This is a genomic window from Aurantibacter crassamenti (genome assembly GCF_016811105.1).
In the GTDB taxonomy this organism is placed as follows: domain Bacteria; phylum Bacteroidota; class Bacteroidia; order Flavobacteriales; family Flavobacteriaceae; genus Aurantibacter_A; species Aurantibacter_A crassamenti.
Genome location: NZ_JAFBGM010000002.1, coordinates 256,802 through 279,586, shown reverse-complemented (window position 1 = coordinate 279,586; position 22,785 = coordinate 256,802). Strand labels below are relative to the sequence as shown.

Annotated in this window: 22 protein-coding genes; 13 read left to right on the top strand and 9 right to left on the bottom strand. The window is 35.2% G+C overall.

Annotation, left to right across the window (positions count from 1 at the left end):
* The first annotated feature begins 42 nt into the window (after nt 1–42).
* The 4 genes from JQC67_RS13825 (at nt 43) to JQC67_RS13810 (ending at nt 4,266) form a co-directional block, all read left to right on the top strand.
* Nucleotides 43–1,368: a dicarboxylate/amino acid:cation symporter gene (locus JQC67_RS13825; RefSeq protein WP_203253510.1), complete on the top strand. Its 1,326-nt coding sequence runs from the start codon at nt 43–45 to the stop codon at nt 1,366–1,368.
* 72 nt (nt 1,369–1,440) lie between these two features.
* The gene (locus tag JQC67_RS13820) at nt 1,441–2,604 is read left to right on the top strand and encodes a flavohemoglobin expression-modulating QEGLA motif protein (protein ID WP_203253509.1); all 1,164 of its coding nucleotides are present in this window, start codon (nt 1,441–1,443) and stop codon (nt 2,602–2,604) included.
* Nucleotides 2,604–3,461, top strand: coding sequence for an alpha/beta hydrolase (locus JQC67_RS13815; protein WP_238934788.1), 858 nt, complete (start codon nt 2,604–2,606; stop codon nt 3,459–3,461). The genes JQC67_RS13820 and JQC67_RS13815 overlap by 1 nt, the downstream gene beginning before the upstream one ends.
* Nucleotide 3,462: 1 nt before the next feature.
* Nucleotides 3,463–4,266: an alpha/beta hydrolase gene (locus JQC67_RS13810; protein WP_203253508.1), complete on the top strand. Its 804-nt coding sequence runs from the start codon at nt 3,463–3,465 to the stop codon at nt 4,264–4,266.
* Between the two features lie 2 nt (nt 4,267–4,268).
* On the opposite strand, the gene JQC67_RS13805 is transcribed toward JQC67_RS13810, so the two are convergent.
* The 3 genes from JQC67_RS13805 to JQC67_RS13795 all read right to left on the bottom strand — a co-directional run bounded on the left by JQC67_RS13805 (nt 4,269) and on the right by JQC67_RS13795 (nt 8,168).
* Nucleotides 4,269–4,679 carry a thiol-disulfide oxidoreductase DCC family protein gene (locus tag JQC67_RS13805; RefSeq protein ID WP_203253507.1) on the bottom strand — a complete coding sequence of 137 codons (411 nt, stop codon included), beginning with the start codon at nt 4,677–4,679 and terminating at the stop codon, nt 4,269–4,271.
* Between the two features lie 11 nt (nt 4,680–4,690).
* Complete coding sequence (locus JQC67_RS13800; protein WP_203254487.1) at nt 4,691–6,865, bottom strand: endonuclease MutS2; 2,175 nt, start codon at nt 6,863–6,865, stop codon at nt 4,691–4,693.
* Between the two features lie 67 nt (nt 6,866–6,932).
* Nucleotides 6,933–8,168: a glycoside hydrolase family protein gene (locus tag JQC67_RS13795; RefSeq protein WP_203253506.1), complete on the bottom strand. Its 1,236-nt coding sequence runs from the start codon at nt 8,166–8,168 to the stop codon at nt 6,933–6,935.
* 219 nt (nt 8,169–8,387) lie between these two features.
* On the opposite strand from JQC67_RS13795, the gene JQC67_RS13790 reads away from it, so the two are divergent.
* Nucleotides 8,388–9,053 carry a uracil-DNA glycosylase gene (locus tag JQC67_RS13790; RefSeq protein WP_203253505.1) on the top strand — a complete coding sequence of 222 codons (666 nt, stop codon included), beginning with the start codon at nt 8,388–8,390 and terminating at the stop codon, nt 9,051–9,053.
* Between the two features lie 262 nt (nt 9,054–9,315).
* Nucleotides 9,316–9,753, top strand: a complete 438-nt coding sequence (locus JQC67_RS13785) for a response regulator (RefSeq protein ID WP_203253504.1) — start codon at nt 9,316–9,318, stop codon at nt 9,751–9,753.
* Here the strand turns inward: JQC67_RS13785 and JQC67_RS13780 are convergent.
* The 6 genes from JQC67_RS13780 to JQC67_RS13755 form a co-directional block, all read right to left on the bottom strand.
* Complete coding sequence (locus tag JQC67_RS13780; protein ID WP_203253503.1) at nt 9,750–10,595, bottom strand: substrate-binding domain-containing protein; 846 nt, start codon at nt 10,593–10,595, stop codon at nt 9,750–9,752. The two genes, JQC67_RS13785 and JQC67_RS13780, sit on opposite strands and share 4 nt — an antisense overlap.
* Complete coding sequence (locus tag JQC67_RS13775) at nt 10,592–11,461, bottom strand: nucleoside phosphorylase (protein WP_203253502.1); 870 nt, start codon at nt 11,459–11,461, stop codon at nt 10,592–10,594. The genes JQC67_RS13780 and JQC67_RS13775 overlap by 4 nt, the downstream gene beginning before the upstream one ends.
* 1 nt (nt 11,462) lies before the next feature.
* The gene (locus tag JQC67_RS13770) at nt 11,463–12,395 is read right to left on the bottom strand and encodes a DUF1835 domain-containing protein (protein WP_203253501.1); all 933 of its coding nucleotides are present in this window, start codon (nt 12,393–12,395) and stop codon (nt 11,463–11,465) included.
* Between the two features lie 123 nt (nt 12,396–12,518).
* Entirely contained in the window at nt 12,519–12,845 is a 327-nt protein-coding gene (locus tag JQC67_RS13765) for a translation initiation factor (protein ID WP_203253500.1), read from the bottom strand.
* 225 nt (nt 12,846–13,070) lie between these two features.
* Nucleotides 13,071–14,651 (bottom strand): sulfatase, encoded by a 1,581-nt coding sequence (locus JQC67_RS13760; protein WP_203253499.1) that lies wholly within the window; start codon nt 14,649–14,651, stop codon nt 13,071–13,073.
* A complete protein-coding gene (locus JQC67_RS13755) occupies nt 14,651–15,601 on the bottom strand; it encodes an isopenicillin N synthase family dioxygenase (RefSeq protein ID WP_203253498.1) in 951 nt (316 codons plus the stop codon). Before JQC67_RS13755 ends, JQC67_RS13760 begins: the two co-directional genes overlap by 1 nt.
* A gap of 131 nt (nt 15,602–15,732) precedes the next feature.
* Here JQC67_RS13755 and JQC67_RS13750 point away from each other — a divergent pair, with 131 nt between their 5' ends.
* The 7 genes from JQC67_RS13750 to JQC67_RS13720 all read left to right on the top strand — a co-directional run bounded on the left by JQC67_RS13750 (nt 15,733) and on the right by JQC67_RS13720 (nt 22,784).
* Complete coding sequence (locus JQC67_RS13750; protein ID WP_203253497.1) at nt 15,733–17,709, top strand: alpha-ketoacid dehydrogenase subunit alpha/beta; 1,977 nt, start codon at nt 15,733–15,735, stop codon at nt 17,707–17,709.
* A 48-nt stretch (nt 17,710–17,757) separates the two neighbouring features.
* A complete protein-coding gene (locus JQC67_RS13745; RefSeq protein ID WP_203253496.1) occupies nt 17,758–18,885 on the top strand; it encodes an NAD(P)/FAD-dependent oxidoreductase in 1,128 nt (375 codons plus the stop codon).
* Nucleotides 18,885–19,586, top strand: a complete 702-nt coding sequence (locus JQC67_RS13740) for a methyltransferase domain-containing protein (protein WP_238934787.1) — start codon at nt 18,885–18,887, stop codon at nt 19,584–19,586. Before JQC67_RS13745 ends, JQC67_RS13740 begins: the two co-directional genes overlap by 1 nt.
* Nucleotides 19,587–19,592: 6 nt before the next feature.
* Entirely contained in the window at nt 19,593–20,648 is a 1,056-nt protein-coding gene (locus tag JQC67_RS13735) for a type III polyketide synthase (RefSeq protein ID WP_203253495.1), read from the top strand.
* A 108-nt stretch (nt 20,649–20,756) separates the two neighbouring features.
* The gene (locus JQC67_RS13730) at nt 20,757–21,200 is read left to right on the top strand and encodes a 3-hydroxyacyl-ACP dehydratase FabZ family protein (protein ID WP_203253494.1); all 444 of its coding nucleotides are present in this window, start codon (nt 20,757–20,759) and stop codon (nt 21,198–21,200) included.
* Complete coding sequence (locus JQC67_RS13725) at nt 21,193–22,467, top strand: beta-ketoacyl-[acyl-carrier-protein] synthase family protein (RefSeq protein WP_203253493.1); 1,275 nt, start codon at nt 21,193–21,195, stop codon at nt 22,465–22,467. Before JQC67_RS13730 ends, JQC67_RS13725 begins: the two co-directional genes overlap by 8 nt.
* A gap of 62 nt (nt 22,468–22,529) precedes the next feature.
* The gene (locus JQC67_RS13720) at nt 22,530–22,784 is read left to right on the top strand and encodes a phosphopantetheine-binding protein (RefSeq protein ID WP_203253492.1); all 255 of its coding nucleotides are present in this window, start codon (nt 22,530–22,532) and stop codon (nt 22,782–22,784) included.
* Nucleotide 22,785 lies beyond the last annotated feature (1 nt).

Here is a 22,785-nt window from a genome sequence, read left to right as displayed (position 1 = left end):
CGTATCAAAATAGTATCTTACAAACCTAAACCAATAAGATAGATGCGAAAACTAGAGCTTCACTGGAAAATTTTAATAGGTATGGTTTTGGGATTGGTCTTTGGCTTTGCCATGACTTTTCCTGAAGGTGGTCGTGAATTTGTTTCTGAATGGATTAAACCATTAGGAACCATTTTTATAAAATTACTTAAGCTTATTGCGGTTCCGCTAATATTGGCTTCACTTATAAAAGGTATTTCTGATTTAAAAGATATTTCAAAGTTTCGGAATATTGGTTTGCGTACAATGGGCATCTATATGGGTACCACTACTGTTGCTATAATTTTAGGACTTGTGTTGGTAAATGTAATTGAACCAGGAACTGGGATTTCCGAAGATACTATAGAAAAGCTTACATCAACGTATGCTAATGATAAAGGTGTTACTGCAAAATTAGAAGAGGCAACACGGCAAAAAGAAAGCGGGCCATTACAATTTGTAGAGGATATGGTGCCCGATAATGCTGTGAGTGCATTGGGTAATAATCAACTCATGCTTCAAGTTATCTTCTTTACTATTTTTATGGGTATTTCAATGCTTCTCATTGGTGAGAAAAAGGCCAAACCATTAAAACGCTTTTTTGATTCTCTAAATGATGTTGTTTTAAAAATGGTTGACTTAATAATGCTTTCGGCACCATACGCAGTGTTTGCATTATTAGCCAATGTGGTGGTTTCGTCAAGTGACCCCGAAATTTTATTGGCTTTACTAAAATATGCGGGAGTTGTGGTGTTAGGTTTAGCATTGATGATTGTTTTCTACTGTATTTTGGTTTCAGTTTTTGCAAAAAAGAATCCATTTTGGTTTTTAAAACAACTGAGTCCTGCCCAATTATTAGCATTTTCTACAAGTTCGAGTGCAGCAACACTACCTGTAACTATGGAAAGAGTAGAAGAGCATATTGGTGTTGATAAAGAAGTCTCTAGTTTCGTTTTGCCGGTAGGTGCTACTGTTAATATGGATGGTACAAGTCTATATCAAGGGATAGCGGCTGTTTTTATAGCACAGGCCCTAAGTTTTGAGCTCCCATTAGCTGCTCAACTTACTATTGTGCTTACGGCGTTGTTAGCTTCAATAGGTACTGCTGCAGTACCTGGTGCTGGTATGGTAATGTTGGTGATAGTATTGGAGTCTGTTGGTTTTCCGCCAGATAAATATGCAATCGGATTGGCATTAATATTTGCTGTTGATAGACCCTTAGATATGCTCAGAACCGTAGTAAACATTACAGGTGACGCTACAGTTGCTACAATTGTTGCTAAGTCCGTTGACAAATTACATGACCCAAAACCTAAGAATTGGGATGATCACTATGAGGAAGTGAAATAAATAGATTCTGTCTATTTATATAAGTGATTTTTATGTTTAGTTATTGACCTTCAAAGAACTTGAATAATTAGTATGATAGTTGCACCTGAAATAAAGCATGAATTTGCTGATGTATTCGAAATCGATGCAAATCTAAATCGATTGGTTAAGCGTATTGAATTGTTAACTCATGTGAATCCTCAAAATATTGAGAAAGCAAAGGCTAGCTTTTTCGCTTCAAAATATACTGAAGAACCTGAATTTCGTTATTCAAAGCTCAAATTTGACCCTTATAAATTACATCGCTTATTGTTTTCACAACGTTTAGAACGAATTGAAAATGAAGAAATAAGAAAGCTTTATCAAGATACTATATACTACTATTCGAATATGATTCAATGTATAGAATCAATAGGTAATAAACGCAGATTTTATTACAACTCCCTTCGAATTTACGGTACTCCCAAAGAGAAAGATGTACAAAACGCACAGTTTATTTTGCATATTAAAAATGAAGTGCCATCTGCCAATATGGATAAAATCTATAATGCAGAAGAAGCGAAAACCTATTTTGAAGAATTTTCAAAGCAATATGACTTTCCTTTAAATATCAAGTTTTCAACAAGTATTGCTGCCGATGCTATGGTTAGCAATTCTACTCAAAGCTTGTTAATAAAGAAAAATGCAAAATTTAGCAAGAATCAATTACAGACTTTAGCTAATCATGAAATTGGAGTGCATCTGGTGACGACCTATAACGGATTATTGCAGCCTCTAAAGATATTTTCAAACGGTTTGCCTAATAATGTAGAAACACAAGAGGGATTGGCTGTTTTTAGCGAATATATGTGTGGAGCATTAACTTTAAAACGTTTAAAGGTGTTAGCTTATAGAGTGCTAGCCTCAGATAGTCTGATAAAAGGCTATAGCTTTTCTGATACTTTTGATCTAATTCATGGTCAATATAAATTGAATAGAGACGATGCCTTTTCAATTACAATGCGAGTACATAGAGGTGGTGGTTTTACTAAAGATCGACTATATTTAAGTGGACTTAGAAAAATATTCAGCCGTTATTCAAACGAAGATTCTATGGATAATCTTTTAACCGGTAAGGTTTCAATGGAATATGAAGATGCTATAAAAGAACTTTATAAAGTTGGTTTAGCTAACAAAATCACCTATCATAATAATGCTTATGCTACTTGTATGAATACCGATAAGACTTTAGATTTCATTCTTAAAAATCTCAAATAATGAATTGGGGCCTAATAATAATCATAGTTGTAGGCCTTTTTCTTCTTGTAAATATTATTGCATATTTCTTACAAGAACGACTCATTTTCAAACCCGAAAAACTTCCGGAAGACTTCGAATTTCAATACCAAAATCAAATTTTTGATGAATATAATATTGAGGTTGCTGAAGGTGTGAATTTAAATGGGGTGCATTTCAAGGTTAGAGAACCCAAAGGCATTGTATTGTACCTAAAAGGTAATTCGCGAAGCTTAAAAGGCTGGGGTAAGTTCGCAGTTGATTTTACACGTCACGGATTTGATGTGCTTATGATTGATTATCGGGGTTTTGGTAAAAGTACTGGTATACGTACTGAGGAAGGAATCAAGAAAGATTTACAATATGCCTATGATGAATTGAAAAAACAAGTTGATGAAAGGTACATTGTACTCTATGGAAGGTCTTTAGGGTCTGGATTTGCAACAAAACTAGCTTCTACAAATAATCCTCGTATGTTGATTTTAGATGCTCCTTATTATAGCATGGGGCATATCGCGAAGAAATATATGCCTATAATGCCAATGTCGCTTTTGTTGCGATTTCCTATAAAAACGTATCGGTGGATTGAATATGTAAATTGCCCGATAAAGATATTACACGGTACAAATGACAAATTGATTCCGTTTAAAACGAGTATTAAACTATCTAAAATAAATGCCGATCGAACTCGTTTGTACCCTATAATTGAGGGTGGTCATAATAATTTGCATACATACCCACAATATCATCGTTTTCTAGAAGAGATTTTGCATTCAAAACTTCCAAAGAAAATAGATCCATCAAATAGTAGTCTTAGTTTTAAACGAAAGAAACGATAAGATGAAACTATTAAAACGACTATTCAAAACATTTTTAATTCTTATAATTTTGATTGTAGGCATATTATACTTTTTTCAAGAGAAATTAATTTTTAATAGTAGTACACTACCACAAAACTACGAGTATCAGTTTACGACGAACTTTGAAGAACTTTTCTTAAAAGCTAAAGATGGTGCTATTCTTAATGGGGTGCATTTTAAGCAGGAAAACCCTAAAGGAGTAATTATTTACTGTCATGGCAATACTGGGGAGGTTGATGAATGGGGTAAATGGGGTGAAGAATTATCAAATAGATATGGTTACGATGTTATAGTGTGGGATTATCGAGGCTTTGGTAAAAGCACGGGTAAAAGACGCCAAAAGCGTATGCTAGACGATGGATATTTGTTTTATGAGTATTGTAAACAATTTTTTAATTCGGATGAAATAGTTGTCTATGGCAGATCATTAGGTGGGTTTTTTGCAACACATATTGTAAAGAATAGCAACGCTGGACGATTGGTTTTAGAATCTACACCAATGAGTTTATTAAAGATAGCCCAACAAGAATATCCGTTTTTGCCTTCAAAGTATTTATTGAAGTATCGATTTCAAAGCAATCAGAATATTAAAAGAATAACAGTTCCTACATATATTATTCATGGTACTACAGATGAATTGATACCTTATGAAAACGGAGTAGGATTATTTGAATTGTCAACAGCCAAGATTAAACAATTGTTTACCATAGAAAACGGTAAGCATAATGATTTAGGTGATTTTGAAAAAGAGTATTCTACGGCTTTAGATGAGATTTTTAAATAACGTTAATCGTTTAAAAATTTAGCCTTCAATTCAGGGGTTGGAATCATGCATTGATCTTTTTTACCGTACCACTTGTACCGATTACGAGCAACAAAATCGTATACGATATCTCGTAATCCGCTGGGAATCAAATTTAATACAGAAGAAATTGTGCGATAACCTTTTAAATTTTTGCCTATTTGTAAAGCCGCATCAGATTTCACATAAAATGCCACTCCTGGTTCAATTAAAATTATAGAATCTATAGTAGCGGTATCTATATTTCGTTCAGAAATCAACTTTTTACCCACTTCACTTTGTAAAGCAGCGAATCTGAAAATATCATTTTCATCGCCCTTTATTATGCGTTGAATAGTACTGTTGCACAGATTGCAAACACCATCAAAAAGAACTATTTTTTTTGTACTATCCATTGCTAATAAAATTATTTCTTATTCCGTTCAACCAATTCTAATTGATCTACGCTTACATTAGTCGTAAACATACCATAATTAACAACAGCTTTATTTTTTTCAAGCTTATCAATACTGCCCACAGCTTTACCATCTTGCATTCGTACCCGATCACCAAGTTTCAATACAGGCTTTGGTTTGTTTTGCTCTTTTAATACAGCCTTTTTCTTTTCAACTTTCTTTTTCTCTCGTATGACCTTGACTTCTTTTTGTACTTCTTGCGTTACTTGGGCCTTTTTAACACGGTCTACTTTTGCTTCTTTCGCTGTTTTCTTTTTGCGTTTACTGTTTTCGGTCTCAACTACGCGAATAAGTTCTGAAACTAATGTGCGTTTCTTGTTATCTCTAAAATAGCGTTCAGCCGCCACATTAACTTTGTTACCCAATTGAATCATGCGCTGGTCATGGTCATACAGCTCTTGATAATTTTCAAGTTTCGATTTTACCTTAGCATTTAGTTTTTCCAATCTAGCAGCTTCTTCTCTGGCTTTCGATTCTTCCTCTTGCAGCCTAGAGCCTGTTTTAGCCATTTTACTGCGTTCTTTTTGTAATTTGGCTATGGTGGCATCAAAACGGACTTTACCGCGCTCAATCTTCTTCTTAGCCTTGTTTATGAGCGAGTAGGGGATGCCATTTTTCTGTGCTACTTCAAAAGTGAAAGAACTTCCGGCTTCGCCCAAAACCAATTGAAAGGTCGGTTCAAGGGTTTTTCCATCGAAAACCATATTGGCATTGGTTGTATGCGGTAATTCATCAGCTAAGGCTTTTAAATTAGCGTAATGCGTTGTTATTACTCCGTATGCACCGCGTTCATAAAAAACTTCTAAAAACGCTTCTGCCAATGCACCACCTAACTCAGGGTCACTACCAGTACCAAATTCATCAATTAAAAACAAGGTATTTTCATTACACTTGCGAAGAAAATTGTTCATATTCTTCAACCGGTAACTATAAGTGCTTAAATGGTTTTCTATGGATTGTTTATCGCCGATATCGGTTAGAATCTTATCAAACAAACAAACCGTGCTACGCTCATGAACGGGAATCAATAATCCGGATTGCAGCATGACTTGTAGTAATCCAATCGTTTTTAGCGTTATACTTTTACCACCTGCATTAGGCCCAGATATTACTATTATCCTGTTTTCAGAATGTAACTCTATGGTTTGTGGGTGCGTCTTTTCATCATTCAATTTGTTGCTTAAGTACAAAAGTGGATGAAATGCGTCACGCAGATATAAGCGTTTATCTTTATTTATTTCTGGTAATAATGCATTTGTATCTGTAGCATATTTAGCTTTAGCTGAGGTTACATCTAAATTGGCTAAAAAGAGTTGATATGCGTTAAGTAAAGTTCTGTACGGGCGAATATAACTCGTAAGCTCACTGAGAATACGCTGAATTTCTTCTGTTTCATCAAACTCTAAGTTATTGAGTTCACGACTTAATTTCAATGTAGCTTCAGGTTCAATGTATACAATGCTTCCGGTTTTTGACGAACCCATTACTGCACCTTTTACTTTTCTACGATACATGGCCTTTACCGCCAAAACTCTACGATTTTCAACGACTGACTCTCTTATGTCATCTAAATAATCTGAGCCATGATAGAGGTTTAATGCTGAAGCAAAACTCTGTCCTATCTTTCCTTTGATTAGATTTATCTCTTTTCGAATTTGAAATAAATTATCAGACGCCTTGTCTTTTACTTCGCCAAAACGGTCGATAATGGTATTAATTTCAGCGGGTATTTCTTTGTTTCCTTCTATTTCTTCGGATAATTCAAAAAGTAATGGATAGTACTCTTTAAACTTTTTGAAGAACTTTTTATGTGTAATAATTGCATTGCAAATACTTCCAATTTTTCGAAAACCATCTATTTCTAAAGTTGTATTCTCAATTCTTAACAACTTTATCTCATTGTCTATTCGATCGAAACCGTGATTCGGAATACGATTTTCACTAACAAAAGAGGAATGATACTCTGCAGTTTCTCCTAATGACTTTGTAATCAAGTCAAATTCAGAAAGTGGATGTATTTGAGCACAAAGTTCTTTGCCTAATTCTGTTGTACAGCGAGCCGATACCTGCTTTAAAACAGTAGGAAATTCTAAATCTTCAAGTGCTTTGCTAATATTTTTATCCATCATCATTTATAAACGATGACAAAGGTAGGTATTCATAATAAAATAGGGCGATAGTATCATATTTGCATTATTCTACAAACGCTTCAATTGGTATTTGAATATTGAATGAGCTTCCGTCTTGGCGCGGATTGATGTTTACGACTGAACCAGCAGCGTAGAGCACTTGTGGATTTCCGTCAGCATCAATTAATAATTGCGGTCGTTCTAATCGATTTAATTTTATGATGTCACCATTCATCAATGTTACTTCCTTTTTCATGAAAAATGGATTTGATGGCTTTGTCCATTTCATACCATCAATAGATTCTAATAGTGCTAAACCGGGTTCTGAACCCGTTATTTTTCCTGAGAAATCTTTAAAAACGGCATAAAATCGATTTAACGTGTTATGATACCAAACATAGGGGTCTTCAGCTGATGCTAATCTTCCATCCTTCATTTTAAAATCAAAAATTATATCATCTTTTGGTACAAATGGTCCTGACGGGTTATCGGAAATTGCCACTCCGTGTACTCCTCGCCAATTGGGGTCGTATAAATTTCCTTTGAAGTACATTAAGTATTTACCATCGATGGGTCTGCGCACAACAGAAGGATTAACAACAATTATGTTATCCGGTTTTGGTGTAGTGCCTGGTGGCGAAGGCGCAATAATATTGTTTGGTTTTACTCTAGTTCTTGGCGCCAATAAGGGTTCTTTGGGTCTTGTGAAATTTCCGGCTACCAAATCTTCAAAACTATTGAATTCAATGACTCCGATGCGCAGCATTTGTTGTACGCGATTTCTTTGGCTGATACCCTTATTGCCGGAATTTTTAGATTGAATGCCTGGATCTTTAGATCCAACATAATACAGGTAGTAGGTATTTTCAAATTGCTTTACATGCGGATTGGTAACCATCTGCGCATCCCAGGCAGAAGCAACACCATCAGATTTAGCACCTTTTAAAACTATTTTCTGAAAAACGAAATCGCGGTCTGGTTTGTCTGAAACCGCATAAGCTATTTCAGAGTACAAAACCCAAGAATCACCAAATTTAGGAATACTATCGCCGCAATGCCATGTATTGTAAAGCATATGGTATTTGTCGTCTGTTCCCTTTACTACACTACCACCCCATACAAATCGGTTTGGGTCATTTAAAACAGATGAGCCTTCTAGTATAGCCCCATTTAATACAGCGTTAATTGGCTTCGCTTTAGTATGTAACTCTTTTTCTTGAAATTGTGCTTTAATCGTATAAAAAGGGGAAATTAGTATTAATAGCAATATGTGATAAACTATTGAGGGGTACGTTTGCATTGTGAGCAGTTCTTTAATAAAGTTTGAAGCACTAAAATAGCAGATTGTTGTTGAATTTCAATTACTAATTTGATGTTCTAAATCAAATTAAAAAGCAAAACATTACTATTTAGCTAAGAGAAACAAGAAATAAAAATTTGCTGTAAGTAAAGGAAGCAATTAGGCTTCATTTTAGTATTGCTTTTAGCTAGTTTTGTTATTTTAACTTGAATACTTTTTATGGAACAACAGCTACATCACAGTTGGAAACCGCATTTAGAAGCTGAATTTGAAAAATCCTATTTCAAAGAGTTGATGGCTTTTGTAAATGCTGAATATACTTCTCAAACTTGTTATCCGCCTGCTCAAGATATCTTCGCTGCATTTAGTTATTGTTCATTTGATAAAACAAAAGTGGTAATACTTGGGCAAGATCCTTATCACGGTCCCAACCAAGCAAACGGACTCTGTTTTTCAGTTAAAGATGGAATAAAACATCCGCCCTCTCTAATGAATATTTTTAAAGAGGTGCAGAACGATATTGGCACAGCATATCCTGATAGCGGAAATTTAGAACGATGGGCATCTCAAGGGGTCTTATTGCTAAATACGATATTAACGGTGCGAGCACATGAAGCTGGTAGTCATCAAAAAAAAGGCTGGGAAAAGTTTACAGATGCTGTTATTAAATCCATTTCAGATAATAAAGAGGGGGTGGTCTTTTTATTGTGGGGTGGTTATGCAAAAAGAAAAATTAAATTAATTGATGATTCAAAGCATCATATTTTAACATCAGGTCATCCATCGCCACTAAGTGCAAATAGAGGATATTGGTATGGGAATAAGCATTTTAGTAGTAGTAATCAAATTTTAATTAACAATGGTAAATCAACTATAAAATGGTAGTTGATTGCCAAGTTTAGTCATAAATTTACAACATAGATTGTATGAAAATACCTTTTATTGTATACGTAATCAATTTTTTATTTGTACCTTAACTATATGAATAACTGTAGTTTATGTTTAAATCAAGTTATTTAAATAATGTTTTATACCACAACGATATTGATTACCAATATAATATGTGCGATAATTCATACGTTATATGTTCAATTTAACTTTCATTTATAAGTAAATGAGAGTATTAACAAACTAAACAACTAAAGATATGATCCCCGAAGAAATTAAATCAATTTTATTAGTAGACGATGATGTAATAAGCAACTTGTTAAGCAAGGTCTATATAAATAAATTAGAAATAAATGCTGATGTAGAGGTAGCCTTGAATGGTAAAGAGGCATTAAATTACTTAACTGATGAAAATTCAAGCTTACCAATGCCTTGTTTGCTTTTGTTGGATATTAACATGCCAGTAATCGATGGTTGGGAGTTTCTTGATTTATATGATAAGCTTATTGATCAAAGCGTGAAAGACAAAATTGTAATTGTAATGCTTACAGTTAGTGAAGCACAATGCGATATGATTAAAGCCAAGCAGAATCAACATATTGTAGAATATGTAAGTAAGCCACTTTCTGAGAAATCATTGAGTAATCTAATCAATGTTCATTTTAAAAGTGGGACAGATATCGATATAGAGGTTTAGTAAAGTGCCTTCTTTTGTTGTAAATGCTGCTCGATTAAATCTAAATTGAGTAAAGTTTTTACAACGTTTTCATACGTTTCTGAATTCATTTGCTGCTGACTCCATCTAGTTATGAAAAGCCATTCATTGATATCTGATAATTGTTGATTATATCTGTTTGACAGGGTTTTATCAATGCTTGGTATCTGCTTAAATTCATATGTGTATGAATTTATCACTTCTAAAATATGCTTTAAAATACCTTCATTTTCAGCGATAAAGTTATTTGTTGCTGCTATTACAAAACAGGGCCAAGGAGTAGGGCAGTCTGCTAATCTCCTGAAAATACCTTCGTCTACTATCGGTTTTGTCGTAAAGTGTTCCCACATAAAATAGTCAGCTGAACCTTTTGTAAGAGCTTCTTTGGCACCTTCTAGATTATTTATGATTTCAAATTTCAAATTCTCTGTATCCCAGTCTTCATTTTGGGCATTTACATACGCCATAAGATGACTTCCGCTGCCGAACCGGCTAATTGCTGCTTTCTTGTTTTTTAGCTCTGAAATAGCATTAAATTGACTATTAGCACCTACATGTATACCCCAAAGAAGCGGTGAAGCTATATATTCTTGAATAATTTTAGAATCATTGCCCTCTGAAATGCTTTTTATAATGCCTTCAGTTAAGATAATGGCTAAATCTGTTTCATTGTCATTTAGCATTTGACACATTCTACCGGTTCCTTCTGGAATTTCGGTCCATTGTAAATCTATGCCACGTTCTTCAAAAGCACCTTCCTCAATAGCCATATGCCAGGGCAAGTTAAAATGTTCAGGAACACCAATTATTCGAACTTTTTTCATTTGGTAATAGTTTCTATTGTTAATTCAATTAGTGATGCTATGGTCTTATTTGGTTGTTTTGAAAACTCCCCTGTGGCTCTATTGGCTAAAATTGCGTTGAGTGATATTGCACGATGCCCCAATAATTTTGACAAGCCATAAATTCCAGAAGTTTCCATTTCGAGGTTAGTAAGTTGTCTGTTTTCGAATGAAAATTGCATTATTTCTTGCAAAAGATTTATTGTGTCGGTTTTAAGGCGAATTTCTCTAAATTGAGGAACGTAAAATCCTGATGCAGTGATGGTTGACCCTAATCGTATACGATTTGAAGCGAATTTGTTTAATAGCTTTTCATCGCATTGCACCGCATAGGGGGTTGGTTTTTGTGTTGACCAATTTACTTGGTTAAGAAAAGCTTGTTCAAATGCAGAATTACGAATAGTGGTACTTTCGTAATTACTTAAAAGAGCATCTAAGCCTAAAGCGTATTCACTTATTAAAAATGAATCTAAGGGAATATCTGGCTGAATAGCTCCTGAAGTTCCAACTCTAATTATATTTAGTTTTTTAAGCTTTGGGTTAAGTGTTCTTGTTTCTAAATTAATATTGGCTAAAGCATCTAATTCATTTAAAACAATATCAATATTATCAGTACCAATTCCTGTTGAGATAACTGTGAGGCGCTTTCCATTCTTTATTCCGCTGTGGGTAATAAATTCCCTTTTACCTTTTTTTAATTCAATGGAATCGAAGTGAGCAGAAACTTGAGCTACACGATCTGGGTCGCCAACAGTTATAATTGTGTCGGCAATATCTTTTGAAAATAAATTGAGATGATAAATGCTTTTGTCTGCATTTAAGATAAGCTCAGATGGTCCGAAAGGCATTTTAAAGCTTTAAAATCTTATCAGAATCTGTATTGTAAAGGAAATTATATTTTAATGCACCACCTAAATACACATCATTGTCTTGTATACAAGAATAGTAGCTAGTTTGATTGTCTAAAATCTCTTTTCCTTTTTTTGTTAATTTAACGGGATTAAATGAAGTAAATAAGGGTTTTAGACGGTTAAACGCTCTTTCATATTGCGTGTCACCAAAACCTAACCCTCCTTGATTTTCTAAAACTGTATGCAGAAGTGAACTTTTTGATCTAGGCTTTTTATCAATTGCAAGTTGTAAAATGTTATTCTCCATCTTGTTCAACCCATTTTTAATGCTTGGGAAACGCATTAGATGATTTTTTACCGCATCTGATAGGTAATTGAATTGGTATCCATCAAAATCAGTAAGATTTTCAAGACGAATTGGGTTATCACTACAATAAAGCTGCCATACGTAATCAGCATATTCAATGTCATCTTGCTTTAATGTGATTCGATTTTCATAGAGATTAAGCAATTGCTCATCAGATAAATCACAAAGGCCATACATTTTTTCAGTATCGTCTTCTTTGCCACTACAAACTAAGGTGATTTCGGCGTATTTACGATGTGTCTTAAGCCAACTTAGAACGGCAAGCATATTTATTTGACAAAAAAGATCGTACTCAAACCAGAGTACGATCTTATCTTCTTGTTTATGATTACATAAAGAACGGTATTCTTTTAATGTTTTTTCAATGAACCACGACTTTGAAACCTTATAATTTTTATTTAAAAATTCAAATCGTGCTTTCCAAAATGTTTCACTCCCTACATTGGTTAGAGTTTTTCCTTCACAAAGCATTTCACGCCATGTAATAATATCACCTTTTAATTTTAGTGATTTTAATTTCTCCGTAAAATTGTCACCATTTGTAATATGTAATAGAGAACTCATTTTTGGGTGTGGTTATAAAATTAATAACTAAAAATACCAATAAATCGCAATAATCAAAACTTAATTAACAGAAATTAAATATTCACTTAATAATTATTTAATTCATAATTAATTGTTCTGTAGTTAACCTCCAACACGTTTAACGTTGAAGCCTTTTTGTTTGAGAATTTCCATGATTTTATCACGGTAATCCCCCTGTATTATAATACTTTCACCTTTTATTCCGCCGCCGACACTTAATGACTTTTTCAACTCTTTAGCAAGTTGTTTAAAATCTTTATCTGCGCCATTATAGCCTTCCAATATAGTTATTGGCTTCCCTTTACGTTTTTCATACTTGCAAATAATGGGATCGTCTTGTAGCCAAACTGTGCTTTTAATAGCTGTTTTTGATTCTTCCTTTTCTATATGATCCGGAAATAAATTTTTAAGCTGATCTTGTAAGTCCATAAAGTGAATCAAAAATAGAATTCTATTAAATGATAAAGCAATGTATCAAAAACTTTGTATTAAAAAACATGTATTTTCTATTTTTTTTAAGTCAAATATATCTTTTGTCAATGAATAGGAATGGTTTAGTCATAATTTCTAAAAACAATAAGAACGAAAATTCCTACAAAAAATTCTATTTAGACTAAATTTTATCTTCAGTGTTTGAATTGCAGTGTTAATTTGTTAGTCTGCTGTTACATTACTACTATCCCACCAATTTTCATTAGGTTTAAAATCTTTAGATAATACGTTTAAGCGTTGTTTTTCTAATTTGGGCATAACATTTTGAATGATATTCTCATGTCTTTGCTTGTCTAACGCGGCATTGTATTCAGTATCTTCTGAAGCCATATTGGCGTCCACGCTTTTTAACCATGACAACAAGTTTTCATTTAACGCTTTAGTGATTTCAATATTTGTTTGAGCAATGTTGTTATTCTCGCCTGGGTCGGTCTCTAAATTATAAAGTTCATCAAGATTGTCTTCCCAATAATGAATGAGTTTCCAGTTACCCAAACGTATGATTGAAGATGGATCACCACCCTGATTTCCGTAATGTGGGTAGTGCCAATACAATGGTCTTTCTGATAAATCATTACCTTCTAGTAACGGTTTAAGACTTACCCCATCAATGTGTTGATTAGGTTTAAGTTGAATGTCAGATAAATCTAATAAAGTTGGGTATAAATCGGCCCCAGTAACAGGGTAGTTTATGGATTTCGTTGCATTGGAAAGCATTGGGGCCTTAATAAAATATGGTTCGCGAATTCCGCCTTCCCATTGGTATCCTTTTCCACCTCTAAGTGGTAAATTAGCGGTTGAAAAAGAATCGCCAGAAGCGACACCACCATTGTCAGATGTAAATACAACTATGGTGTTTTTGTCCAAACCTAGCGCATCCAAAGTTTTTAAAACTAATCCTACGGCATCATCCATTTGTTCAACTAAGCCGGCATAAATAGGATTGTCTTGAACTTGCCTAATCGGCAAATTACGCTCCATGATATAACCTGTTTTATCTAAACCGGCGTCTACCGCTTTTTGTTGATACTTAGCCCATTTCTCTTTTGTGGTTTGAATAGGACCATGTACGGCATAGAAAGAAAGCATAGCAAAAAATGTGGTATCCTTATTTTTTTCAATAAAACTGGCCGTTTCTTTAGCAAGACGCATTGATAGGTTTTCGCCATCCATTTCGTTTTTAAGTTTCGGATTTTCCCAAGGTGAAAAATAACCGCCAATAGGGCTTCCTTTGTCCCAACCACCAATGTTAATGTCAAAACCATGATTTTCAGGATAAGAACTTTCATCTCCTAAATGCCATTTTCCGGCAAAGAAGGTTTTGTAACCTCCAGCTTTCATTGCTTCCGCAATTGTAATATCTGCCTGGGGTAAGGTGTGGACATATGATGCCGGTAACATTTTGTCATGCCTTTTGTGTTCGCGCCATGCTTCCCCATATTTTGCACCTATCCAATCCGTGATTTTGTGACGAGCTGTAAACTTTCCGGTCATAATAGTAGCTCTTGAGGGACTGCAAACACGACTGCCAGCATAGCCTTGCGTAAAGACCACACCTTCTTTGGCTATACGGTCAACATTGGGGGTTTCATAAAAAGTGCTACCGGTATAACTTAAATCATGAAGCCCTAAATCATCAACTAAGATGAAAAGCACATTGGGCTTTTTCTTTTCGGGTGTTGTCGCTTTTTCTTGACAGGATATTACAAGTACTAATAATGATAATAGGCAAAATTGTCGCATTATTTTTTAATTAGTCCGAGTTCAATCAAACGTTCGTGTAAAAATTCACCTGCCGTGATGTCTTCATATTGCTTTGGATTTTGAGCATCGATGCAATTCTCAAGACAATTTAAAGGCATTTCGCTAATAGGATGCATGAAAAATGGGATAGAATATCTTGATTTACCCCAGCTTTCTTTAGGGGGATTCACAACTTTATGAATAGTTGATTTCAATCGGTTATTTGTATGCCTTGAAAGCATATCGCCTACATTTATCATCAATTGATCAGGCCGAGCAATGGCATCTACCCATTCGCCATTGTGATTCATTACTTGTAATCCTCGCCCGTGAGCACCCATTAGTAAAGTGATAAGATTAATATCTCCATGTGCTGCTGCGCGTTCTGCATTTTTTGGTTCAGCAGTTATTGGTGGATAATGAATTGGGCGTAAAATTGAATTTCCATTTTTAATGTAATCATCAAAATAAGTTTCTTCAAGGTTTAAGTGTAAGGCCAGAGCTCGTAAAACATACTTGGCTGTTTTTTCAAGCATTTTGTAGGTTTCTTTACCTACCTCATTGAAATTCGGTAATTCTTTTACAATAATATTATCGTGATACTCTTTTTCTAATTTGGGATTGTTTTCAACGTACTGTCCAAAATGCCAAAATTCTTTAAGATCACCTTCTTTTCTTCCTTTAGCATGTTCTTTACCAAAAGAGGTATAACCTCTTTGGCCACCTATGCCTTCTATTTCATAAGTATCCTTAACATCTTGGGGTAGGTTAAAAAACTTTTTTATTTCAGAATAGAGGTTTTCAACCAAGTCTTCAGATAGAAAATGTCCGCTTAAGGCTACAAATCCAATATCCTCAAAGGCTGAACTTATTTCGTTTATAAATTTTTGCTTTCTTTTTTCATCTCCTGAGAGAAAATCTTGTAAATCGACACTGGGAATGGAGTTCATGGGAATACTTTTTTAATAGAATCAAAGTTAATAAATAAAGATTCTAATTTTTGCCCAACTTTGATTTGCAGTCTATCGCAGTTGATTTCGTTATTTTTGCAGAATAAATGTGGGTTTTTTATACGCTTCAAATGAAATTTAATACGAAAGGCATTGCCTTTGCTAAGCAACGGCAGCTTTTTGAGCGCATGTTGAAACCACGAATGGTTGAAGAGAAAATGCTAATTCTCTTGCGGCAGGGTAAAATTTCTAAATGGTTTAGTGGTATCGGGCAAGAAGCAATTTCGGTTGGTGTAACCGCCGCGCTTAATGACGATGAATATATACTACCCATGCACAGAAATCTTGGTGTCTTCACTTCAAGAAATATTCCGTTACATCGTCTTTTTGCGCAATGGCAAGGGAAACCTAGTGGATTTACAAATGGGCGTGATCGTAGTTTTCATTTCGGAACTCAAGCGTATAAAATTGTAGGCATGATTTCACATTTGGGACCTCAGTTGGGTGTTGCAGACGGAATAGCCCTTGGTTCATTACTTAAAAAACAAAAAAAGGTAACCGCTGTGTTTACAGGAGAAGGTGGTACAAGTGAAGGTGATTTTCATGAAGCCATGAATATTGCTGCTGTTTGGAATTTGCCCGTGCTCTTTTGTATTGAAAATAATGGTTACGGACTCTCAACACCTGTCAATGAGCAGTACCGCTGTAAAAATTTGGTTGATAAAGGTTTGGGGTATGGAATTGAAGCGCATAGTATTGATGGTAACAATGTTTTAGAAGTTTATTCTAAGGTTAAGGAGTTGTGCGAGCAAATGCGAGAAAACCCGAAACCGGTATTGCTAGAATTTAAGACCTTCAGAATGCGGGGTCATGAAGAGGCTAGCGGTACCAAATATGTGCCCCAAGAATTATTAAGCGAGTGGTCTAAAAAAGACCCTATTGAAAACTATCAAAACTTTTTATTAGCGTCTAAATCCATTACCGATTATGAAATAAAGGTTCTTCGTGATCAAATAGCCTCGGAAATTAATGAAGAGTTGCAGATTGCTAATGAAGAGGAAGAAATTACTTTAGATAAAAATAAGGAACTGAGAGACGTTTATGCGCCCTATAAATATGAAGAAGTGTCGCCAGGTGCGACTGTTCAGAATATTCGTTTTGTTGATGCTATTTCAAGAGGTTTAAAACAATCGATGCAAAAACATGATGACTTAGTTATTATGGGGCAAGACATTGCTGCGTATGGTGGAGTTTTTAAAGTAACTGAAGGTTTTGTTCAGGCTTTTGGAAAGGAACGCGTGCGAAACACACCCATTTGTGAATCAGCTGTGGTTTCTGCGGCAATGGGACTCTCAATTCAAGGAATAAAAGCAGTTGTTGAAATGCAGTTTGCAGATTTTGCTAGTACTGGTTTTAACCCAATTGTTAATTATTTGGCCAAATCTCATTATAGATGGGGGCAGCCGGCTGATGTCGTTATTCGTATGCCATGTGGTGCTGGAGTTCAAGCCGGTCCATTTCATTCACAAACGAATGAGGCATGGTTTACAAAAACTCCCGGTTTAAAAGTTGTCTATCCTGCGTTTCCTAAAGACGCAAAGGGTTTGCTAGCTACTGCGATAAATGATCCTAATCCGGTTCTTTTCTTTGAGCATAAGGGTTTGTATCGAAGTGTTTATCAAGATGTGCCTGCCGATTATTATACTTTGCCTTTTGGAAAAGCTACATTAGTGAAAAATGGAACTGATGTGACAATTGTAAGTTATGGCGCTGGCGTGCATTGGGCATTAGAAACACTTGAAGAACAACTGCATGTTGCCGCTGATTTAATCGATTTGCGAACTTTGGTTCCTTTAGATTTAGAGACTATTTATGAATCTGTTGAAAAAACTGGAAAATTAATTATTCTACAAGAAGACAGTTTGTTTGGAGGTATTGCCAGTGAAATTTCAGCTGCGGTAATGGAAAATTGTTTTAAATATCTTGATGCCCCTATAAGAAGAGTGGCAAGTTTAGATACGCCTATTCCGTTTTCAAAAGTGCTTGAAGATAACTACTTGCCAAGAGATCGATTTAAAAAAGAACTTTTAGCTTTGATTGCTTATTAAAAAAGTAAATCACTACGTTTTGTCTTTTGAATTCGATATCTTCAAAATGTGAAAAGTAACGATATAGTCATTGTTGGCGGTGGATTGGGTGGCTTAACTGCTGCTATTCATTTAAAGGGCCTCGGATATTCTGTTTTAGTCATCGAAAAGAAAAAGTATCCCCATCATAAAGTGTGCGGTGAATATGTATCGAATGAAATAATGCCTTATTTGCAGAGTTTGGGAATTGATTTGAAACAATCTGGCGCTGTTGCTATAGATACATTACAAATTAGTACGAGAACTGGTGCATCAATTAAAACTGAATTGCCTTTAGGTGGAATAGGAATCAGTAGGTATGCCTTTGACATGCTACTTTATAAAAAGGCATTAACTTTAGGTGTCATCTTTAAATTTGAAACCGCTACTTCAATTCGCTTTTATGATGATTTGTTTGAAGTGCAGACCGATGCTTCAGTAACATATATGGCGTCAATCGTAATTGGTGCATACGGAAAACGAAGCGGTTTAGATAAGGTTTTACAACGTGATTTCATAGAAAATAAATCCTCTTGGCTTGCAGTTAAAGGCCATTATAGTTATCCTGATTTTCCTGATAATTTGGTGGCGCTACATAATTTCAAAGGGGGTTATGGTGGGCTTTCAAAAACTGAATCAGGAAATATTAATTTTTGCTATTTAGTTAATTATCAAAGTTTTAAAGAGTATAATGGTATTGAAGACTTTAATAATGAAATTGTAGCCGAGAACCCACACTTAAAAACGTTTTTACAGAAGGCAAATCCAATATTTGATGCCCCAATGACAATTGCGCAGATATCATTTGAGTCTAAAAATGCAGTAGAAAATCACGTTTTAATGTGTGGCGATGCAGCAGGGCTTATTCATCCGCTTTGTGGTAATGGTATGGCTATGGCGATTCACGCAGCAAAAATAGCGTCAGAACATGTGCATAGGTTTCTAGAGAATAAAAGTTATACGCGTAATCATCTCGAGCTTGATTATGAGACTAAATGGAATAAAGCATTTCGACAACGCCTGTGGATTGGTCGAAGAGTGCAGTCGGTTTTGTTAAGTGAAGGTTTATCAAAAGCGGCTATGGCAACAGCGATAAAATCACCGAAGTTGTTAAAGTCACTCATCCGTAGAACGCATGGTAAACCAATAAATGTATAATGGATTTTTCAAAACGACATCGAGAAATAGAATTAATGGATGATATCCATATCTCCATTGATGATTTACAAGCTACATATCATGATATTAATAGTGCTAACCGTTTGCTTGGTGGTGATAGCGATGTTTTGCAGGCATTGAAAAAAATGATTTTAGAAAATCCGAAGCAGCAGTATTCAATAATTGACGTCGGTTGTGGTGACGGGGCAATGCTACGTTCTATTGCTGTTATGTTTCGGAAACTTGATATCTCTGTTGAGCTGTTGGGTGTAGATTTAAATGCAAAGGCTATTGATTTGGCTCGTGAGGCTTCTATTGCATTTCCTGAAATTGAATTTAAAGTGCAAGATGCTTTGAAAATGGATGGTGTTAAAGCTGATTTTGTGATATCAACGCTTACCATGCATCATATTGACGAAGCGAATATTTCACACTTTCTGAAGGGTCTAACTAAAATTGCTAGTATTGGTATCGTAATCAGTGATTTGCAAAGAAGTAGATTCGCGTACTATTTATTTCAGTTGTTTAGTGTTATTTTTATAAAAACTGAAATTGCGAAAAATGATGGCTTAGTGTCTATTCGTAGTGGGTTTTTAAAAAAAGAATTGCGTACGTATTCTATGGTTCTCCCAGCTTATCAACATTCTATCGAATGGAAATGGGCATTTAGATATCTGTGGGTTATGCGCTTAAAAAGCTAACGATTCATGAACAAAGTTCGCATAGTTGCTGTGGGTAAAGAATTACCGCAGTATTGCAGAGATACATCAGATATAATTCCTTTAGTTGAAACCTGGTTAGGTAATCAAGACCAACGCTTTATGCGCAAGGTGGTTAAGATTTTTGAAGGAGCTGCAGTTGACAAAAGATATAGTATTATGAGTCCGGAAGAGGTGTTTACGGCTACCTCTTTTGAAGAAAAAAATAATATTTATGTTCGGGAAGTCAAAAAGTTAGGATCTTCTGTGTTAAGTAATACTTTACATAAAAATAATTGGTCACCTGAGAGTCTAGATTATATTATAACTGTCAGTTGTACGGGTTTTATGATACCATCTTTGGATGCTTATTTAATCAATGATTTGAATTTGCGACAAGATATTGTGCGACTTCCAGTGACCGAGATGGGGTGTGCTGCGGGTGTGTCGGGTTTGATTTATGCCAATAACTTTCTAAAATCAAATCCTGGTAAGCGAGTTGCATTGGTTGCTGTTGAGAGTCCTTCTGCTACTTTTCAACTCAATGATTATTCAATGGCGAATATGGTAAGTGCTGCAATCTTTGGAGATGGGGCGGCCTGTGTTTTACTTTCTTCTGAAGAAGACGCAAGCGGACCTAGCATCGCAGGTGGTGAAATGTATCATTTTGCAGATGCGACCCAAATGATGGGCTTTGATTTAACCAATCACGGACTCAAAATGATATTAGATATAGCGGTGCCAGAAACAATTGCTGCACATTTCCCAGCTATTGTGCATCCGTTTTTAGAGAAACATGGAACTTCAATAGAGGCTGTTGATCATTTAGTTTTTCACCCTGGTGGACGTAAAATTGTGCAAACAGTTGAAACACTATTTGGTGCTTTGGGTAAGAATATTGACGATACACGTGAAGTATTACGACTATACGGTAACATGAGTAGCGCTACTGTGTTGTATGTTTTAGAACGCTTTTTAGAGAAAGAAATAAAGACAGGAGAAAAAGGACTTGTTTTGAGTTTTGGTCCTGGGTTTTCAGCCCAACGTGTTCTTTTAGAATGGTAAAATAAATATTTATATTTTATGTAACATATTGAATAATAATATTTTATGATGTTTTATGAAAGTAAAACTTCAATTTTAAAAAGCGTAAGTGAAATCCAAATTATTAAGATGAACTATAAATCTCTCTTAGATAAATTACCGTATTCAAAGCCTTTTCTATTTGTTGATGATATAGAACATGTTGACAGCAATAGTATAACTGGCAGATATACTTTTCATGAAGATTCGCATTTTTACAATGGTCATTTTAAGGATAACCCAGTAACACCTGGTGTACTTTTGACGGAGTGCTGTGCACAGATTGGTTTGGTTTGTTTCGGTTTGTTTTTATTAAATGATGAAGAAGCTTCAGCTTTAAAAATTGGAATGAGTAGTTCTGAAATGGAATTCTATATTCCGGTTTACCCCAATGAAAAGGTAACGGTTAGTTCAGAAAAAATCTATTTTCGATTTAATAAGTTGAAGTGCAACGTAAAAATGTACAATGAAAAAGGTGAATTGATTTGTAAAGGTGTTATAGCAGGAATGATAAAGAAAGCGGATAATGAATAGACGCGTGGTTATTACGGGTTTGGGTGTTTGTGCACCAAACGGAATAGGTTTGGATGCCTTTTCTAATGCTTTGAAGAACGGAACAAGTGGTATTCGTTTTCAGCCAAAATTGGCGGATTTAAATTTCGGTTGCCAAATTGCTGGTGAACCTTTGGTACCTTCTAATTTGGTGAATAATTATTTTACCCCGTTACAATTGCGTGGATTAAATTCTAGTGGCATTGTCTATGGCGTAATTGCAGGTATTGATGCTTGGAAAGATGCCAGCCTTTCTTTGGCTTCTGATACCGAAGCGGATTGGGATAGCGGCATCATATTCGGTACGGGTATTTTAGGGGTTGATAAATTTCGTGAAGCCATTCATTTGATTGATGCTGGTGATGTGAGACGTTTGGGTAGTACATCAGTTATACAAACCATGGCAAGTGGTATAAGTGCTTATTTAGGTGGTATTATAGGTTGTGGTAATCAAGTAACCACGAATTCATCAGCATGTACCACAGGTACAGAGGGTGTTTTAATGGGCTATGAGCGCATTGCATCCGGTAAGGCTGAACGAATGTTGGTGGGTAGCTGTAGTGATAGTGGTCCTTATGTTTGGGGCGGATTTGATGCTATGCGAATTCTTCCAAGAAAATACAATCAAAATGCAAGTAAAGCAAGTAGACCTATGAGTGCTTCAGCAGCTGGATTTGTACCAGGCAGTGGGGCAGGGGCACTAGTTTTAGAATCTTTAGAAAGTGCATCAAAACGTGGAGCAAAAATATATGCCGAAGTTTTAGGTGGTGCTGTAAATAGTGGTGGGCAACGCAATGGCGGAAGCATAACCGCACCAAATAGTTTGGCTGTGCAGCGGTGTATTGTATCGGCTATTGAAAATTCAGGAATTGAAAAGTCCGAAATAGATGTAATCAATGGTCACTTAACTGCAACAACAAAAGATACGGATGAAATTGCGAATTGGAGTACAGCGTTGGAAAGACGCGGTGAAGATTTTCCGTATATCAATTCTTTTAAAGGTGCAGTAGGGCATTGTTTGGCCGCGGCTGGTAGTATTGAATGTGTGGCTTCTGTATTGCAAATTGATCAAGGCAATGTATTTGGTACTATCAATTGCGAAGATGTACATCCTGAAATAACACAAATTATAGATGTTAGTCGTATTCCGCAAAAAACATTTGCTTATCAACCAAAAATTGTAGCCAAAGCGAGTTTTGGTTTTGGCGATGTAAATGCTTGTGTTATTTTTAGTGCTTTTAATAATTGAGAGCGATATAATTTTAGTAAATACCAATTAGGGAATAGAATTGCATCCGAAGAAAATAATAAATGAATACAGAAGAACGCTATAAAAAATTACTAGAAATTGTAAAATTATATTTACCGGAAGATGTTTCTGAAGATGCGATATCCGAAGAAAGCCATTTTATTGATGAACTGAATATCAATTCTGCAAACTTGGTAGATATTGTGCTTGATGTTGAAGATGCTTTTGACATTATGCTTGAAAATGATGATATGGATCAAATGGCAACAGTTCATGATGCGCTTGTAATTATTGATAAGAAATTGCTAGAAAAATAAT

Coding starts and splice junctions, on each gene's coding strand:
- JQC67_RS13825 (WP_203253510.1), top strand. CDS start 43: ATGCGAAAACTAGAGCTTCACTGGAAAATTTTAATAGGTATGGTTTTG.
- JQC67_RS13820 (WP_203253509.1), top strand. CDS start 1,441: ATGATAGTTGCACCTGAAATAAAGCATGAATTTGCTGATGTATTCGAA.
- JQC67_RS13815 (WP_238934788.1), top strand. CDS start 2,604: ATGAATTGGGGCCTAATAATAATCATAGTTGTAGGCCTTTTTCTTCTT.
- JQC67_RS13810 (WP_203253508.1), top strand. CDS start 3,463: ATGAAACTATTAAAACGACTATTCAAAACATTTTTAATTCTTATAATT.
- JQC67_RS13805 (WP_203253507.1), bottom strand. CDS start 4,679: ATGGATAGTACAAAAAAAATAGTTCTTTTTGATGGTGTTTGCAATCTG.
- JQC67_RS13800 (WP_203254487.1), bottom strand. CDS start 6,865: ATGGATAAAAATATTAGCAAAGCACTTGAAGATTTAGAATTTCCTACT.
- JQC67_RS13795 (WP_203253506.1), bottom strand. CDS start 8,168: ATGCAAACGTACCCCTCAATAGTTTATCACATATTGCTATTAATACTA.
- JQC67_RS13790 (WP_203253505.1), top strand. CDS start 8,388: ATGGAACAACAGCTACATCACAGTTGGAAACCGCATTTAGAAGCTGAA.
- JQC67_RS13785 (WP_203253504.1), top strand. CDS start 9,316: ATGATCCCCGAAGAAATTAAATCAATTTTATTAGTAGACGATGATGTA.
- JQC67_RS13780 (WP_203253503.1), bottom strand. CDS start 10,595: ATGAAAAAAGTTCGAATAATTGGTGTTCCTGAACATTTTAACTTGCCC.
- JQC67_RS13775 (WP_203253502.1), bottom strand. CDS start 11,461: ATGCCTTTCGGACCATCTGAGCTTATCTTAAATGCAGACAAAAGCATT.
- JQC67_RS13770 (WP_203253501.1), bottom strand. CDS start 12,395: ATGAGTTCTCTATTACATATTACAAATGGTGACAATTTTACGGAGAAA.
- JQC67_RS13765 (WP_203253500.1), bottom strand. CDS start 12,845: ATGGACTTACAAGATCAGCTTAAAAATTTATTTCCGGATCATATAGAA.
- JQC67_RS13760 (WP_203253499.1), bottom strand. CDS start 14,651: ATGCGACAATTTTGCCTATTATCATTATTAGTACTTGTAATATCCTGT.
- JQC67_RS13755 (WP_203253498.1), bottom strand. CDS start 15,601: ATGAACTCCATTCCCAGTGTCGATTTACAAGATTTTCTCTCAGGAGAT.
- JQC67_RS13750 (WP_203253497.1), top strand. CDS start 15,733: ATGAAATTTAATACGAAAGGCATTGCCTTTGCTAAGCAACGGCAGCTT.
- JQC67_RS13740 (WP_238934787.1), top strand. CDS start 18,885: ATGGATTTTTCAAAACGACATCGAGAAATAGAATTAATGGATGATATC.
- JQC67_RS13735 (WP_203253495.1), top strand. CDS start 19,593: ATGAACAAAGTTCGCATAGTTGCTGTGGGTAAAGAATTACCGCAGTAT.
- JQC67_RS13730 (WP_203253494.1), top strand. CDS start 20,757: ATGAACTATAAATCTCTCTTAGATAAATTACCGTATTCAAAGCCTTTT.
- JQC67_RS13725 (WP_203253493.1), top strand. CDS start 21,193: ATGAATAGACGCGTGGTTATTACGGGTTTGGGTGTTTGTGCACCAAAC.
- JQC67_RS13720 (WP_203253492.1), top strand. CDS start 22,530: ATGAATACAGAAGAACGCTATAAAAAATTACTAGAAATTGTAAAATTA.